The following is a 15,318-nucleotide window of genomic DNA, read 5'->3' on the forward strand; positions in this document are numbered from 1 at the left end:
ACGCGAGGTCTTGTTTATGCAATGCGTTCAGGCGTTTGTTGGCCCTCATTCTCCAAATAGATATTCATGACGGGTTCTGTGTTCCATTTCGGCAGGTTAGGGTTGCAGCATGTCCACTGCCGCGAATCCCTTGTTTGGCCGACCTGTTCAGGCACTTTGGCTGTCGATCCGCCGGTTCAGCAGAAAGAACGGTTTCGTCATGAGCAGCCACGTGGCCATGTCGCTGATGATGGCGCTGTTTCCCTTTGTGCTGTTCACCGTGGCGCTGGCAGGGGCGTTATCGCAAGGCTATGTCACCGATGAGTTGATTGACCTGATTTTCGGCGCGTGGCCCAAGGACGTCGCAGATCCGATCGTGGCCGAACTGCAGGCCGTTCTGGCAGGATCCGGCTCGGGTGTCATCACCTTGGGCGGGCTTCTGGCGATTTACTTTGCCTCCAACGGCGTGGCTGCCGTACGTGCAGCCATGAACCAAGCCTACCACGACGAAGACAGTTGGCCTTTCTGGAAAACCCGACTGCTCTGTCTGGTGCTGGTCATTCTGGGCGGGTCGGCCATTCTGATCATTGCAGCGGTCGAGGTGATTTTGCCGGTCTATACAAAACTGGTGGCTGAACACACGGAAGTTGCCGTGGCCAACTGGTTTTCAGTGGATCGCCTGCGCTGGACGTTCACCGTGGCGGTTCCTGCGGGCACCGTTCTTCTGGCGCATCTTGTGCTGCCGACTCGCAGGCACAGCCTGATGCAAATTTTGCCTGGCGTCTTGTTGACTTTGGTCTTATGGGCGGCTGGTGGGTGGGCGTTTTCAATTTATATCAGCCAGTTCGCCACCTACAGCGCCACCTATGCTGGATTGGCGGGGGCCATGGCGGCATTGATTTTCCTGTATCTCTATTCGGCGATCCTGATCTTGGGTGCCGAATACAACGGTGCATTGATTGATCTGCAAAAAGCCACCCAAGGAGATACGGCATGAGATTTGCCCTGATACTGGCCTGCCTTGCAATTGCTGGTGAAGTTCAGGCGCAGACGGCAGAGTATGTGGGTTCAGACCAGTGTACCGACTGTCATCAGCAAGAAGCCGAAGCCTGGGCCGCGTCACACCATGCGCTGGCCTGGACAGACCCCGCTGACGGCGCTGTTGTGGCGGATTTCAACGGTACCCGGTTCGATCATGACGGCATGTCCGTCCAATTCAAAAATGAGGCGGGTAGGTTCACCGCCCGCGTAACGGAAAAAGACGGTGCAACGACGGAATATGACGTACATTCCGTCGTTGGAATCGAACCCTTGCAGCAATACCTTTTCGAGACCGAACCGGGCCGTTTGCAAAGTTTCGACGTGGTTTGGGACACCGAGCAAAAGCGCTGGTATCACCTGTACCCTGATCAGGACCTGCCGCCTGATGACGGGTTGCATTGGACCGGTCCTTACAAGAATTGGAACGCGCGCTGCGCCGAATGTCATGCCACGGGTTTTGAGAAGAACTACGACCCTCAAACCAGAAGCTACACGTCACAACAGGTCGAAATCGGGGTCGGGTGCGAGGCCTGCCATGGGCCGGGGTCCGCACATATCGACTGGGTCCGGGAAAAGCGTTCTTCAGATGGCCTGGCCAATGCCGGCTTTCTGTTGAGTTGGGGCAAGGGGCGGACCGAACAAGAAATACAGCAATGCGCCGGATGTCATTCCCGGCGCGAGGCGCATGGCAACGGAAACCCGGTTCCGGGAACCCCGTACCATGATGCCTATAATCTGGCCGTGCTGCGCCCCGGGTCCTATCATCCCGACGGGCAAATTCTGGATGAGGTCTACGTCTACGGCTCGTTCCTGCAATCCCGGATGTACGCGCAGGGCGTCGGATGCATGAACTGCCACGAACCACACAGCGCAGACTTGAAAGCCGACGGAAACGGGGTTTGCACACAGTGCCACTCGCCTGCCGGAAATCCGGATTTCGCGACCCTTTCCGCAAAGGACTATGACACGCCTGCGCATCACAATCACCCGGAAGACAGCGAAGGCGCCCAGTGCAAAAGCTGCCACATGATCGAGCGGACCTACATGGGTGTCGACGGTCGACGCGATCACAGTTTTCGCATACCGCGACCGGATCTTGGGCTGGGCGTTGATGCCTGCACGGACTGCCATCAAGACCAGGATCAGGCCTGGGCCGCAAGCCAGATAGAGGGCTGGTTTCCGGGATCGCCAAATCGACGCCCGCATTATGGGACAGTTTTCAAAGCCGCGGCCGAAGGGCAGCTCGACACGCCCGAAGGTTTGCTTGCGGTCGCAATGGATGCGTCGCAGCCGGGCATCGTCAGAGCGACCGCCGCGTATCTGTTGCAACCGTTTGGGTCGCCACAGATCGCCGCTGACACAGCGCCGCTGTTGCAGGACGTTGACCCGCTGATACGAGCAATTGCAGCGGCGCTGCAACGTCAGGCCAGCCCGGCAGATCAGGTGCGCAGGCTCGAGCCGTTGCTGTCTGACCCTCTGCGAAACGTGCGCATCACCGCCGCCAAAGAGTTCCTGAGCATACCGCCGCAGGGCTTGACGGCTGAGCAGCGGGCCAAGCTTGGGCAGGGCATGTCGGAATGGCAGCAGGTCATTTCGAACAGGTTGGACGCCCCGGAAACCCATCTTGTTCTGGGGGGCATGGCTTTGACGCTTCGCAACGCGCAGGCGGCGGAACAGGCGTTCAGAGAGGTCGTGACGCTGGACCCGCAGAGGGCAGAGGCGTGGCCGATGCTGGTGCAATTGGCGCAGATCAATCGTGGCCCGGAAGCTGCGCGCATAGTGCTGCAAGAGGCGCTGGACAGGTTGCCTGATGATCCGAACCTGCTGCAATTGTCGCAACAGTTCGGGCGTTGATCCGGCACATCCGTGCCCGAATTCTTTCATTTTGACGGCAGAATTCCTTGTTACAGCCAAGAACAAAGTGCTGATCCGAGGTGAGCCATGTCCAGAGAAGCAACAATGCGGAAGATGCCGGGTTCAAGCTCGGTTTCACTAGCCCAGCGGATCGAAGACCTGCGCAACCGGGAACCATCATACGTGACGCACGGAGATACGCTGATGTTGCAGGGAATGGCTGCCACGTCCTTGCGTGAACAGCGTCTGAGCGGAAATCTTATCCGGCTAGATGATTAAGAGCCGCCTCGAAACCCGGTTGCCACAACGAATTTTTCCGAACTGTCCGAGCGAGACGCCGGCGGTTTGACATTGGCGACTTTCTGGAATTTCTGCTTGAGCAACTTTTGCAGATCGCCCTCAGCCCCCCCAGCCAGAACCTTGGCAACAAAAGTGCCGCCTTCTTCCAGAACGTCAAAGGCGAAATAGGCGGCGGTTTCGCACAGTGCCATGATGCGCAGGTGATCGGTCTGCTTGTGCCCCGAGGATGCTGCGGCCATATCCGACATCACGACGTCTGCCTTGCCGCCCAGCCAGCTTTTGACCTTCTGATCGGCGTCATCTTCCATGAAATCCAGTACGTGGATTTCGGCTCCGGCAATTGGTTCGACCTCTTGCAGGTCGATGCCCAGCACGGTTCCGATCCGTTTGCCTGACTTTTCGCCCAGCGCGTTCACGCGTTTGACCGCCACCTGACACCAGCCGCCGGGCGCACAGCCCAGATCCACAACCCGCGCCCCGGGCACGAGAAAGCGGAATTTGTCGTCCAGTTCCAAAATCTTGTAAGCTGCGCGCCCCCGATAGCCCTCGGATTGCGCACGCTTGACATAGGGATCGTTCAGTTGCCGCTCGAGCCAGCGGGTCGAGCTGAGCTTGCGCCCGCGCGCTGTCTTGACCTTGACCTTCAGGTCGCGTTGCCCGCGGCCCGAATTGTTTTTTCCACTTGGTGTCTTCGCCATCAGAACGGTCCGTCTTCCAATACACCGTCCGCGCTCATCTGTGCGTAAAGCAGACCTTCGCGCAGCCCCCGGTCCGCCACCGAAAGGCGGTCAGTGGGCCAGCAACGGAGCAATGCCTGCAATATAGCCGAGCCGGACATGATCAGGGCTTGCCGGTCTTCACCAATGCGAGGGTCCCGGCGCCGCCCATGAGGGCCGAGTTCTAAATACCCGCGTATGACTTTGTCAATCTGATCGCTGGTCATGCGCAGCCCGTCCACTTTGGTCCGGTCATAGCGCTTGAGGCCCAGGTGCGAGGCCGCAACAGTGGTGACCGTGCCGCTGGTGCCGACGATCTGAAACCCTTCGCGCGCCTGTTCGTCCTTGTAGGGGGCAAAGTCGGCAAGGTTTTCCTCGAAAAACCAACTCATCAACGCAAAACGGGCCGCGTCATCCTCGACATCATTGAACTGGTCCCGCAGCGTTGCGACGCCCAGCGGCACGCTGATCCAGTCAACGACCTTGGCCGCTGGAAAAGGGCTGTCGACAGTGTGAAACCCGTGATGCAGCCGCATGATGGCCGCGGGTCGGTCGCGCCGCGGAACGGACGAGATGTCGATCCAGACCAATTCGGTCGAGCCGCCTCCGATATCGACGACCAGCAACTGCTCGGTCTTGGTCGAAACCAGTGGGGCACAGGAAATCACCGCCAGACGGGCTTCTTCCTCGGGCTGAATGATCTCGAGCGTAAGGCCGGTTTCGCGCTTCACCTGCCGGATGAATTCGCGCGAGTTCTTGGCGCGGCGGCACGCCTCGGTCGCGATCAGACGCATCCGTTTGACCTTGTTGCGTTTCAGCTTTTGCTGACAGATTCGCAATGCCTGAACGGTACGCGACATCGACGCCCGCGACAGTCGTCCGGTGCGTTCCAGACCCGCGCCCAACTGCACGGATTTGGAGAAACTGTCGACCACATGGAACCCACTTCCCTTGGGTTGGGCTATCAACATGCGGCAACTATTTGTCCCCAGATCCAGTGCCGCATAAAGAGCATCCGGATCGGGTCTTGCCGGCGCGGGGCTTTCGACCGCTTTCGGGAACGCGCCCGCACCTTTGGGACGCTTGGGCGCCATCTTTACGCCCTCCGATTTTCGAGTTACCCCGACCCTAGGCGGGGGATTGCCGACGTGCAAGTGATTTCAATTTTGAAATTAACGCGCATGTCACATGCCGTTCACAAAATGATGCGATCTCCATGGGCGAACCCACGTTCGGGTTTATCTATTAGCTCTCAGCCAGATACGGAGACCGCAATGAAAGATGAGCGCATCCTTTCCTTCGACGAATTCGATGAAGTCGTAAATCCGCGCCCAGAAGAATGTGAATTTGATCGCGTTGTCGAACGCGCATTGTCCCGTCGCGGTTTTCTGGGCGGCGTTTTGGCGATGGGCAGTTTCACAGCTGTTGGTGGTTCGCTGATTCCTTCAGGGGCTCACGCGGTTTCCAACCGCTTCGCGTTTGAGGCGATTCCCGTGTCGACTGCGGACGAGGTCATTGTTCCCGCTGGATACAAGGCGGATGTTATGGTGCGCTGGGGCGATCCGCTTTGGTCGGACGCGCCAGAGTTCGATCACGCGACCCGTGGTACGGCTGCCAGCCAGGAACGCGCCTTTGGTGACAATACCGATGGTCAGGACATTTTCTTGCATGACGGTCACGTTCTGCTGGTTGTAAACAACGAATATACCAATCGTGACATCCTGTGGGGCAACAATCCGGACGCCAAGCCAGCATCCGATGACGACATCGCAAAGGGCATGATGGCGCATGGTGTCACGATCGTGGAAATCGCGAGCACCGATGGCAAGTGGGGCATTGTGAAGGACAGCCCCTATAACCGCCGCGTTACACCGCAGACCGAAATGTCCATTACGGGTCCGGCCGCCGGTCATGACTTGATGAAAACGGCCGCCGATCCGTCCGGAACGACGTGCAAGGGAACATGGAACAATTGCGGAAATGGCGTGACGCCGTGGGGCACTTACCTGGCTTGTGAAGAAAACTTCAATGGCTACTTCTCGGCCGAAGACGAAAATCACGAGGTCAATGCTGATCTGAAACGTTATGGCGTATCGTCAAAAGACTGGGGTTACGATTGGGCCAAAATTGATGACCGGTTCGACGTCTCGAAAAACCCAAACGAACCGAACCGTGCTGGTTTTGTGGTTGAGATCGATCCGACTGACCCAACCTCGACTCCGCGAAAATTGACCGCTCTGGGACGCTTCAAGCACGAAAACGCCGAAGTCATAGTAAACAATGACGGTCGCGTCGTCGTTTACATGGGCGATGATGAACGCGGCGAGTTTCTTTACCGCTTTGTCTCGGAAGGTGTTTATGCCGCTGGTGTGGACACAAACGCACTGTTGGAACAAGGCACACTTTCGGTTGCCAAGTTCAACGACGATGGAACCGGTGAGTGGCTTGATCTGACGCCGGAAAGCACTGGCATGGCCTCGCAGGCCGAGATCAGCATCCACACCCGTCAGGCTGGTTCGGCAGTTGGAGCAACCACCATGGATCGTCCCGAGTGGGTTGCGGCTAATCCAAACGCGCCCGAGGTTTACTGTTGCTTGACCAACAACAAGAACCGTGGCGTGAAGCCGAATGCAGGGGGCGACGATACCTCGGCCAACGGCCCGAACCCACGGGACAAGAACAACTACGGTCAGATCGTTCGCTGGCGCCCGGATGGCGGCGATCATGCTGCGGCTGGCTTTGGCTGGGATCTGTACGTTCTGGCAGGCAATCCCACTGTCCACCAAGACGCCTATGCCGGATCCGAGAACGTGAACGCCGAAAATATGTTCAACTCACCCGATGGATTGAAGTTCGACAGCAACGGCTTGCTGTGGATCCAGACCGATGGCAATTATGGCAACGAAGGTGACTTCGCCGGGCAGGGCAACAACCAGATGCTGGCAGGCGACCCTGTCACCGGCGAAATCCGCCGTTTTCTGGTTGGCCCCAACGAATGCGAGGTCACCGGTCTCAGCTGGTCGCCGGACCGTCGTACGATGTTTGTCGGCATTCAGCACCCGGGCGAAGATGGCAACAGCCATTGGCCTGAAGGCGGGGACTCGGTGCCACGCTCGGCCATTATCGCCATTACGCGCGAAGATGGCGGTTTGGTCGGCTAAGGCCATTTGCCCCATCAATTCTTGCCTCGGACGGTTTTTCCCGTCCGGGGTTTTTCTTTTTCATGCAGCGCTTTCATAGAGACGATGAGAATTATGATATGCGCGTTTTCCCGGAAACTGGGTAAAAGCCACTACACAGCAGTGGGCGCAAAACGTCGTTTGGAAAGCGTCGTGTGTCGAAAATCGACCGACCCAGGCCTACATTGAAGTTTAGAACCGGCCCATCGGGTTAGGAGGAATCACAGCAATGCCTGACGTCACCATCGTATATTGGCGCGACATTCCCGCTCAGGTCATCGTCGGCAAAGGCCGTCGTGGCGCAAAGCGGCAGTTGGAAGAACGGTTTGAACAAGCAATCGACCGTGCCGCAATGAAGGTGAACGCCAAGGACAGTGATGCCTATCTGGCCGAATGGCGCAAAGCCGAACCTTTCGCGGTTGAAGGCGATCCTGCCGAGATTGCCGAAGCCGAGGCTGTGCGTCTGGAAACGGAATACGATCAGGACCGCGTCAAAGCGCTGATCGCAAATGACGGTTGGGCATGAGCCCCAGACTTTATGGGAGGCCGAAATGGCTTTGCTGAACTTCAAGAAACGTGATGCGGTCGAAAGCGGCCCAGTAAATCCGACCGTCGAAGCCTTTTTGCAAGGCTATTCGATCGAGGTCATGCCGCGTACCGCCGAAAAGGTCGACGATTTCCGCGCGCTGCTGCCCGAGGGGACACGCGTTTACATCGCCCATATCGAGGGCACGCCCATCGAAGACATGGTCAAGACGGCCAAGCGAATTGCGGCGGAAGGTTACCCTGTCATGCCGCATTTTCCGGCACGTATCATCAAGGATGCGGCGACGTTGGAAAACTGGATCGCCATGTATCAGGGCGAAGCAGGCGTTGAACAGGCGTTGTTGCTGGCGGGCGGTGTCGCCAACCCGCACGGCGAGTTCGACAGCTCGATGCAGCTGCTGGAAAGTGGTCTGTTTGACAAGGCGGGCTTCAAGCGCCTGCACGTGGCGGGCCACCCCGAAGGCAACAAGGACATCGACCCCGACGGTTCGACCAAGAACGTCGATGACGCGTTGCGCTGGAAGCAGAAGTTCAACGAGACCACGGATGCCGAAATGGCGCTGGCAACACAGTTCGCTTTTGACGCCAAGCCGATCATCGCCTGGGCCAACAGCCTGAAGGAAGCGGGCATCGATCTGCCGATCCATATCGGAATCGCGGGTCCGGCCAAGCTGCAAACCCTGATCAAATTCGCCATCGCGTGTGGCGTTGGGCCGTCTCTGAAGGTTCTGCAAAAGCGCGCCATGGATGTCTCCAAGCTGTTGCTGCCCTACGAGCCGACCGATGTCGTGACCGAACTGGCCAACCACAAGGCGGCCAACCCGGATTTCAACATCACCAACGTGCACTTCTTCCCGCTGGGCGGGATCAAGACCAACGCCAACTGGGCGATCAATAACGGCGGCGCTTCGGCAAAGCCTGTAAACTCCTAAGGAACGGACATGACCCGAACAGTCGTAGAATCAAAAACAAAAACAGCCGTCCTGGGCTTTGACGAACCGTTCTGCGTGATCGGTGAGCGGATCAACCCGACCGGCCGTAAGAAACTGGCCGCCGAGCTGGAAGCGGGCGACTTTTCGACCGTTGAAAAGGACGCCTTGGCTCAGGTGGCGGCTGGCGCGACCGTTCTGGATATCAATGCGGGCGTTGTCTACAACTCGAACCCCAACCCGAACGAGACCGAACCACCGCTGATGCGAAAGATCGTCGAGCTGGTGCAGGGTCTGGTTGACGTGCCGCTGTGTATCGACTCGTCGGTTCCGGGCGCGCTGGAAGCCGGCCTTGAGGCCGCAGAAGGCCGCCCACTGCTGAACTCGGTCACCGGCGAAGAAGAACGTCTGGAACTGGTTCTGCCGCTGGTCAAAAAGTACAACGTACCGGTCGTGGCTATCTCGAACGATGACACTGGCATTTCGGAAGACCCCGATGTGCGCTTTGACGTCGCCAAGAAGATCGTCGAGCGCGCTGCCGATTTCGGCATCCCTGCACATGACATCGTGGTTGACCCGCTGGTCATGCCCATCGGTGCGATGGCGACCGCCGGTCAGCAAGTGTTCGCGCTGGTCCGTCGTCTGCGCGAAGAACTGGGTGTGAACACCACCTGCGGTGCGTCCAACATCTCGTTCGGTCTGCCGAACCGTCACGGCATCAACAACGCGTTCCTGCCGATGGCGATGGGTGCGGGCATGACCTCGGCCATCATGAACCCGGTGGCGTTGCCCGTGACGCAGAAGAAGATCGCCGAGAAAAAAGAGGCCGTGGCGGCAGCCGGTATCATCCTGCCTGAAGGCATGGACGATGAAACCTTCGTGCAGATGTTCGGTCTGGGATCGACGAAGCCGCGCGCCGGCAAGGAAATGGAAGCCATCCGCGCGGCAAACCTGCTGACCAACAACGACCCACATGGCGGTGAGTGGATCCGGTTCAACAAAGCACCGGACGAAGCGGGTGCCGCAGGACCCGTAGGTGGACGTCGCGGTGGTGGCCGTCGGCGCCGCGCCTGATCTGAACGACACAGACTGCAAAGGCCGGGCTCAGCGCCCGGCCTTTTGCATTTGACCCTGATCAATGTCGAATTTGCAGAAGGTTTCAGAATACCCTGATCCAGGATGCATTGATCAGGTGGCAGCATGAGTAAACATCACCCCCCAAAACTCTCGGATGCGGATCTGACCAGGAAACTGAACAAAAAGGTCTACTTCGATCAGCTGATCGAATTGCAGACACGATTGGCCAGAATTCAGCAAGCTTATCTGTTTCACGGGCTCAAGGGCGTGTTGGTTTTCGAAGGGTGGGACGCTGCCGGAAAAGGGGGGACCATTCGCCGGATCAGTCAGGCCCTGGACCCGCGCAGCTTCAAGGTCTGGCCGATTGGTGCACCCCGGAACTACTATCTCAACCGGCATTATCTGTTGCGTTTCTGGGAACGCCTGCCGCCTTCGGGTGCGATCTCCGCCTTCGACCGCAGCTGGTACGGCCGGGTTTTGGTTGAGCGGATCGAAAAGCTGACTCCGGAAACACGCTGGCGGGCCGCGTATCAGGAAATCAATGATTTCGAACGAATGCTGGTCGATGACGGGACTCGAATCGTGAAACTGTTCTTCCACATTTCACAGGAAGAGCAGATGCGCCGATTTACTGAGCGGCTGACCAACCCGATGAAACGCTGGAAGCTGACCTATGAAGATTTCAGAAACCGCGAAAAATGGGATGTCGCAGAGGTGGCCGTGGATGAAATGCTGGCACGGACGTCTACAGAAGTTGCCCCTTGGCACGTGATCCCGTCCAACAACAAGAAATATGCGAGGATCACGGCCATGAAGGCCATTGTCGAGGCGTTTTCGGAAGGGGTTGATCTGAACCCCCAGCATCTGGATCGCCGTACTTTGGAAGCGGCAGGCAAGACCTTGGCAGTCGACCAGTCCCTGATCGACAGCCTGCGAGCCCGAACCGAGTAAGAACCCGAAAAAGGTTGGTTGCGATCCGGGTTGAACGTCTGGATGTTCTGGTGTTATTTCATCTGACAAGGCGGGTATGATGTAATGGTAGCCTGTCAGCTTCCCAAGCTGAACGCGCGGGTTCGATTCCCGCTACCCGCTCCAAAACCGGACTGTAAGGCGCTGTTAATTCATCAAAAAGGTGACGCTGCGTGGCTTTGCCACCGCCTTCACGGATCTAACCGGCACGTGTTTCCACGGATCTGCTCAACGGGCTTGTAAAGCCGGTTCTAGCTGTTGAGGCCAAGCAAGGACTCTCTGTCAACGATGTGCGTCGGCAGTTCAACAGATTTGCCCGGTGCGTTGGATTCGATCATCTGAATCAACGCCTGAGCAGCCTTGCGTCCCATGTCACGATGAGGAACATGGACAGTTGTCAGCGCAGGGGCGACTATGCGCGCAAGCTCGATATCATCAAAGCCGGTGATCGATACATCTTCGGGCACCCGCAGTCCCATCTGCTGAGCTTGCCTTACCGCACCGACGGCCAGAACGTCGTTGCCGCACAACACCGCGGTCGGCGGGTTGTCACTCGACATGAGATGTTTGAACGCATCGGCGCCGTTTTCAATCTCGTACGAGGTTTCGATCACCGAAAGGTCGTCTTGCGACAGTCCATGTCGGGACATCGCGTCTTTTATCCCTTGGATCCTCAAACGCGCACGGTCGTTGCCCTTGCTGATGCCTGAAATCGTTGCCAACCGCGTATGGCCTAATTCGATGATCTTGCTTGTCAAAGCCTCCATCGCCCGTCTGTTGTCAAACCCGACGGACGGTATTGGTTCGTTTGGCAGGAAGGACCACGCGACAAGGGCCGGCACTTTACGCCTTTCGAGATAGTCGTAGATTTGCACGTCCCGGTCATGCCCGATCAGCAACAGCCCGTCGGCGCCCCGCGCAACCAGAGTTCGGATCTGTTCTTCTTCTGCGGCCGGCTGGTAAGCCGAGCTGGAGACCAGCAAGGTGTAGCCCTGTTTGTGAATCTCCTCTTGGAACGCCTGCAACCCCCTTGCAAAGATTGCATTTTCCATCGTCGGAATTATCGCGCCGATCGTGAAAGAACGCCGTGCAGCCATCACTCGGGCTGCAAAGTTCGGCGTGTAGCCCAGGGTCTCTACGGCACAAAGAACACGTTTCCGCGTTGACTCGACCACCTGTTGCGGGGTGTTCAGGCACCGTGACACGGTGGCAGTTGAAACGCCTGCTGCCTTGGCAACGTCATCCAGCGTCGGTGCGGACCGATGTTTTGACATTCTCGAACTCTCAATTCCGGTTCACCTAAGTTAGTCGCATTTTTCCAAGGATGAAAGCGTTTATGTAAGCGCTTGCATTTATGATGTAAGCGCTTACAAATGTATTTGAGCCGATTCTGAAGGGAGTCCCGGAAATGTATCTCGCTGCATCAGTCATCGTTTTTGCGATCTATTTCGCAAATGTCGCTTTGGGTGCTTTTGCGAGCAGCGCGTTTCTTGGTGACGTTGGAGAGATGTTGGTTCTGTTCGCGGCTTCGATCCTGTTCGTTGTCGCAATTCTGAAAAAGGAAGCTGACCGGGACGCACAAGACGGCAGCTGAACTTTTGCTTGGGAGGGCAATTGATGAAAACCGACAAGACCGAACTGGCATCGGCCGAGCGCCGCAATTTTCTGAAACTGAGCGCCAGTGGCGCGTTTACGGCCGCATTGGTCGCTGGGGCAGGGGGCGTTTTGTGGTCTTCCGAGGCCGCCGCGCAGACCGCGAAGGAAGAGAGCGAGCGTGAAAAGGCCGCAGATCACGTGATGACCGTGGCCACGGCCTATGTGCTTGGCGCGTCGCGCAGCTATCCGATCATGCAGCTGGACCTGAAAGAAAACATTCAGAACGCCACCAACGGCAAGGTCTATGTCAAACTGGCCCCCGGCGGTCAGCTTGGTGCAGGTGGCGCACTGGTCCAGAAGGTGCAGGGCGGCACCATTCAGGCGGCGCAGCATTCGCTGTCGAATTTCGCGCCGTTCGCGTCGACAGTCGACCTGATCAACATGCCGTACCTGTGCGGCTCGAACCAGCGTTTCACGAACCTTGTCCATTCGGACACGTGGAAAAGTGAGGTTCACCCCAAGGTCGAAGCGGCAGGGTTCAAGGCTCTGTTCTATGTGAACATCGACCCGCGCGTCGTTGCGGTTCGTCAGGGCGGCAATGCCGTGCTCACACCCGGTGATATGAGCGGGATCAAGTTCCGCGTGCCGGGATCCAAGATGCTGCAACAATACTACCGGATGGTCGGCGCCAACCCGACGCCCGTTGCCTGGGGCGAGACCCCCTCGGCCATCAAGCAGGGCGTTGCGGATGCGCTCGATCCTTCGGTTGGCGCACTCTATGTCTTCGGCTTCAAGGACATCCTCAGCCATGTGACCTTCACGCAGGCGGTGCCGGACAGCCAAGTTTATTCCTGTAATCTGGAATGGTTCAACTCGATGCCGGCTGATGTGCAGGAAGGCATCATGTGGGGGTCGGAAATGACCAGCCATCAGAACCTGTCCAAGGTTCCGTCGGCCCGCGCCTATGCCATGGCCGAGCTGAACAAGGCCGGGGTGCAGTTCCACTCGCTCAGTGACGACCAACTAGCGGAATGGCAGGATGCAGGCGGGTATCAGAACGCCGATTGGGATCCGTTCAAGATGGAACTGGCCGGATCGATGGAAAACTTCGAAAAGCTGGTCGAAGCCGCCGGTACTCAAGGCAAATATTACGTCCACGACGCCTAAGGCCCAAGCCGTGGACGCCTGACGGGCGTCCACGAACCTTACTTTCAGTCAGCCCGACAACAACCCGCCACATCAGGCGCGGGTCAGGCTGTCCCTGCGCCGGAGGATCAGATGACCATTCTTCAAAACATAGACCGGAACGCAGAGCGCTGGTTGCTGCTGGTGTTCTACGTGATGCTGGTGATTACCATGGCCATCGAGGTGCTGCGGCGCGAGATTTTTGCCTATTCGTCGATCTGGGGCGAGGAAATTGTCCGGTATTCCTTCATCTACCTTGCCTGGATTGGTGCCGCGGCTGCGGTGAAAGAGCGGGCGCATATACGGATCGATGTGATCATGCACTACATCGGGCCGCGCCCCAAGGCGGTGCTTTATATTTTTGGCGATCTGGTGATGTTCGGCGTGGCGATCATCGCGCTCTACTGGTCGTATGAGGCGGTTCATGTTTCGGCCAAGTTCGGCTCGGTCACGGATGGGCTTCGGGTCTCGAAAGTCTGGTTCCTTATGGCCGTGCCCACTGGATTTGCCCTGATGATATGGCGGCTGATCCAATCCTTCCTGCGTGACCTGAAATCACTTCGTGACGGCACCCCCGTCTTCGAAGGCGACAAGCTGTTTGACTGAGGAGAATACGGATGCTTTGGAATTCCCTCAATCAAACCGTTGAACTGGGCTGGGATTTTTACCTGCCGGTGATCCTGTTCGTAGGCCTGATCGCCTTGGCCGTGCCCGTTTGGGCCGCCATAGGAACAGCGGCGATCGTGATGCTGATCATGTCCGGTGATCTACCTCTCAGCCTGGTCGGAGAAAGCCTGTTCACAGGTATCGACGCATTTGCCCTGACCGCGGTACCCTTGTTCATCCTGACCGGGGACGTTCTGGTGCGGACCGGTCTGTCGCGCAAATTCCTGGACGTAGCCGAGGCGCTGACCTGCTTCGCCAAAGGCGGGTTCGGGTCGGCCACGGTTCTGGTCTGCGGTATGTTTGCCGCGATTTCAGGGTCGGATGCCGCCGGGGCGGCTGCGGTTGGTCGGATGACCATCAACCGGCTGGTGGAAAGCGGATATCCGCGCCCCTATGCCTGTGCTCTGGTTGCGGCTGGTGCCTGTACCGGCATCCTGATCCCGCCTTCGATCGCCTATATCATCATCGGCCTCGTGCTGGGTATTTCCGCCTCGACCCTGTTTCTAGCAGCCTTGATCCCGGGTCTGGCCATCCTGGTGTCGATCCTGATCACCAACATCATCATGAACCGTCTTTACGCCTATGAGGGCGGCGGCATGATGACCATGAGTGAATGGCTGGCCAATCTGGGCAAGGCGCTGAAATCGGGCTGGTACGCGTTCATCGTGCCGGGGATCATTTTCTACGGCATCTTCTCAGGTCGCCTGACCCCGACCGAAGCCGGCGCAACCGCCGTGGTCGTCACCATCATCATGGGCTTCATCCTGCGCACACTGACGCTGGCGGACTTTCCATCGATGCTGGTCAGTTCGGCCAAGGTGAACGGAGTCATCCTGCCGATCATCGCCTTCTCGGCACCCTTGGCCGAAGCACTGGCGATCATGGGCGTGCCACAGGGCTTCGTGGCCTCGGTCACGTCGCTGACCGATGATCCGTATCTGTTGATCTTGCTGATGATCGGCATCCTGATCGCAGCGGGCTGCGTCATGGAGACAACGCCGAACATCGTGATCCTGGCGCCGATCCTGAAACCGCTGGCCGACAATATCGGCATGAATGAAATCCAGTTCTGCATCATGATGATCACCGCGCTGGGTGTGGGCTTCATCACGCCGCCGCTGGGTCTGAACCTGTTCGTCGTATCTGGCATTACCGGTGAGTCCATTCTGAAGATTGCCGCTCGGGCCATTCCTTTCGTACTGACCATGCTGATCGTGGTGATCCTGATCGCCTACGTGCCTGCTGTGTCGACCACACTGCTTCCTGAAATCTACCAATAGG

15 protein-coding genes and 1 tRNA gene are annotated in these 15,318 nt (G+C 57.8%); 13 read left to right on the plus strand and 3 right to left on the minus strand.

The annotated features are described in order from the left end of the window. The first annotated feature begins 109 nt into the window (after positions 1 to 109). From GOW31_RS03935 to GOW31_RS03945, 3 genes are all read left to right on the plus strand, one after another. Positions 110 to 976, plus strand: a complete 867-nt coding sequence (locus GOW31_RS03935; protein WP_171168030.1) for a YihY/virulence factor BrkB family protein — start codon at positions 110 to 112, stop codon at positions 974 to 976. Beyond that, on the plus strand, positions 973 to 2,874 hold the full coding sequence (locus tag GOW31_RS03940; RefSeq protein WP_171168032.1) for a cytochrome c3 family protein: 1,902 nt from the start codon (positions 973 to 975) through the stop codon (positions 2,872 to 2,874). Before GOW31_RS03935 ends, GOW31_RS03940 begins: the two co-directional genes overlap by 4 nt. Positions 2,875 to 2,961: 87 nt before the next feature. Beyond that, positions 2,962 to 3,153: a hypothetical protein gene (locus GOW31_RS03945; RefSeq protein WP_171168034.1), complete on the plus strand. Its 192-nt coding sequence runs from the start codon at positions 2,962 to 2,964 to the stop codon at positions 3,151 to 3,153. Here the strand turns inward: GOW31_RS03945 and GOW31_RS03950 are convergent. Beyond that, positions 3,150 to 3,872, minus strand: coding sequence for an RlmE family RNA methyltransferase (locus tag GOW31_RS03950; RefSeq protein WP_152458047.1), 723 nt, complete (start codon positions 3,870 to 3,872; stop codon positions 3,150 to 3,152). The two genes, GOW31_RS03945 and GOW31_RS03950, sit on opposite strands and share 4 nt — an antisense overlap. Beyond that, a complete protein-coding gene (locus GOW31_RS03955; protein WP_171115826.1) occupies positions 3,872 to 4,984 on the minus strand; it encodes a Ppx/GppA phosphatase family protein in 1,113 nt (370 codons plus the stop codon). Before GOW31_RS03955 ends, GOW31_RS03950 begins: the two co-directional genes overlap by 1 nt. A 180-nt stretch (positions 4,985 to 5,164) precedes the next feature. Here GOW31_RS03955 and GOW31_RS03960 point away from each other — a divergent pair, with 180 nt between their 5' ends. From GOW31_RS03960 to GOW31_RS03985, 6 genes are all read left to right on the plus strand, one after another. Further along, positions 5,165 to 7,051, plus strand: coding sequence for a PhoX family phosphatase (locus GOW31_RS03960; RefSeq protein WP_171168036.1), 1,887 nt, complete (start codon positions 5,165 to 5,167; stop codon positions 7,049 to 7,051). Between the two features lie 247 nt (positions 7,052 to 7,298). Then, positions 7,299 to 7,595 carry a virulence factor gene (locus tag GOW31_RS03965; RefSeq protein ID WP_117868895.1) on the plus strand — a complete coding sequence of 99 codons (297 nt, stop codon included), beginning with the start codon at positions 7,299 to 7,301 and terminating at the stop codon, positions 7,593 to 7,595. 25 nt (positions 7,596 to 7,620) lie between these two features. Next, entirely contained in the window at positions 7,621 to 8,547 is a 927-nt protein-coding gene (locus GOW31_RS03970) for a methylenetetrahydrofolate reductase (RefSeq protein ID WP_171168038.1), read from the plus strand. Positions 8,548 to 8,556: 9 nt separating this feature from the next. Continuing rightward, entirely contained in the window at positions 8,557 to 9,618 is a 1,062-nt protein-coding gene (locus GOW31_RS03975; protein ID WP_152458043.1) for a methyltetrahydrofolate cobalamin methyltransferase, read from the plus strand. 126 nt (positions 9,619 to 9,744) lie between these two features. After that, entirely contained in the window at positions 9,745 to 10,572 is an 828-nt protein-coding gene (locus GOW31_RS03980) for a polyphosphate kinase 2 family protein (protein WP_152458042.1), read from the plus strand. Positions 10,573 to 10,642: 70 nt separating this feature from the next. Beyond that, positions 10,643 to 10,716: transfer RNA gene (locus tag GOW31_RS03985), tRNA-Gly, on the plus strand. Between the two features lie 125 nt (positions 10,717 to 10,841). Here the strand turns inward: GOW31_RS03985 and GOW31_RS03990 are convergent. Beyond that, a complete protein-coding gene (locus tag GOW31_RS03990; protein WP_171168040.1) occupies positions 10,842 to 11,864 on the minus strand; it encodes a LacI family DNA-binding transcriptional regulator in 1,023 nt (340 codons plus the stop codon). 134 nt (positions 11,865 to 11,998) lie between these two features. On the opposite strand from GOW31_RS03990, the gene GOW31_RS03995 reads away from it, so the two are divergent. The 4 genes from GOW31_RS03995 to GOW31_RS04010 all read left to right on the plus strand — a co-directional run bounded on the left by GOW31_RS03995 (position 11,999) and on the right by GOW31_RS04010 (position 15,317). Further along, complete coding sequence (locus GOW31_RS03995) at positions 11,999 to 12,184, plus strand: hypothetical protein (protein WP_171115836.1); 186 nt, start codon at positions 11,999 to 12,001, stop codon at positions 12,182 to 12,184. 23 nt (positions 12,185 to 12,207) lie between these two features. Further along, entirely contained in the window at positions 12,208 to 13,353 is a 1,146-nt protein-coding gene (locus GOW31_RS04000; protein WP_171168041.1) for a TRAP transporter substrate-binding protein, read from the plus strand. 111 nt (positions 13,354 to 13,464) lie between these two features. Further along, positions 13,465 to 13,977 carry a TRAP transporter small permease gene (locus GOW31_RS04005; protein ID WP_170344207.1) on the plus strand — a complete coding sequence of 171 codons (513 nt, stop codon included), beginning with the start codon at positions 13,465 to 13,467 and terminating at the stop codon, positions 13,975 to 13,977. A gap of 11 nt (positions 13,978 to 13,988) precedes the next feature. Beyond that, the gene (locus GOW31_RS04010; RefSeq protein ID WP_171168043.1) at positions 13,989 to 15,317 is read left to right on the plus strand and encodes a TRAP transporter large permease; all 1,329 of its coding nucleotides are present in this window, start codon (positions 13,989 to 13,991) and stop codon (positions 15,315 to 15,317) included. The last annotated feature ends 1 nt before the right edge of the window (position 15,318 follow it).

Origin of the sequence: Ruegeria sp. HKCCA0370 (genome assembly GCF_013033705.1) — a bacterium.
Taxonomy (GTDB): Bacteria; Pseudomonadota; Alphaproteobacteria; order Rhodobacterales; family Rhodobacteraceae; genus Ruegeria.

What these genes read in the sequence shown, in the direction of transcription:
- GOW31_RS03935 (WP_171168030.1), top strand. Translation starts at nt 110, where the DNA reads ATGTCCACTGCCGCGAATCCCTTGTTTGGCCGACCTGTTCAGGCACTT.
- GOW31_RS03940 (WP_171168032.1), top strand. Translation starts at nt 973, where the DNA reads ATGAGATTTGCCCTGATACTGGCCTGCCTTGCAATTGCTGGTGAAGTT.
- GOW31_RS03945 (WP_171168034.1), top strand. Translation starts at nt 2,962, where the DNA reads ATGTCCAGAGAAGCAACAATGCGGAAGATGCCGGGTTCAAGCTCGGTT.
- GOW31_RS03950 (WP_152458047.1), bottom strand. Translation starts at nt 3,872, where the DNA reads ATGGCGAAGACACCAAGTGGAAAAAACAATTCGGGCCGCGGGCAACGC.
- GOW31_RS03955 (WP_171115826.1), bottom strand. Translation starts at nt 4,984, where the DNA reads ATGGCGCCCAAGCGTCCCAAAGGTGCGGGCGCGTTCCCGAAAGCGGTC.
- GOW31_RS03960 (WP_171168036.1), top strand. Translation starts at nt 5,165, where the DNA reads ATGAAAGATGAGCGCATCCTTTCCTTCGACGAATTCGATGAAGTCGTA.
- GOW31_RS03965 (WP_117868895.1), top strand. Translation starts at nt 7,299, where the DNA reads ATGCCTGACGTCACCATCGTATATTGGCGCGACATTCCCGCTCAGGTC.
- GOW31_RS03970 (WP_171168038.1), top strand. Translation starts at nt 7,621, where the DNA reads ATGGCTTTGCTGAACTTCAAGAAACGTGATGCGGTCGAAAGCGGCCCA.
- GOW31_RS03975 (WP_152458043.1), top strand. Translation starts at nt 8,557, where the DNA reads ATGACCCGAACAGTCGTAGAATCAAAAACAAAAACAGCCGTCCTGGGC.
- GOW31_RS03980 (WP_152458042.1), top strand. Translation starts at nt 9,745, where the DNA reads ATGAGTAAACATCACCCCCCAAAACTCTCGGATGCGGATCTGACCAGG.
- GOW31_RS03990 (WP_171168040.1), bottom strand. Translation starts at nt 11,864, where the DNA reads ATGTCAAAACATCGGTCCGCACCGACGCTGGATGACGTTGCCAAGGCA.
- GOW31_RS03995 (WP_171115836.1), top strand. Translation starts at nt 11,999, where the DNA reads ATGTATCTCGCTGCATCAGTCATCGTTTTTGCGATCTATTTCGCAAAT.
- GOW31_RS04000 (WP_171168041.1), top strand. Translation starts at nt 12,208, where the DNA reads ATGAAAACCGACAAGACCGAACTGGCATCGGCCGAGCGCCGCAATTTT.
- GOW31_RS04005 (WP_170344207.1), top strand. Translation starts at nt 13,465, where the DNA reads ATGACCATTCTTCAAAACATAGACCGGAACGCAGAGCGCTGGTTGCTG.
- GOW31_RS04010 (WP_171168043.1), top strand. Translation starts at nt 13,989, where the DNA reads ATGCTTTGGAATTCCCTCAATCAAACCGTTGAACTGGGCTGGGATTTT.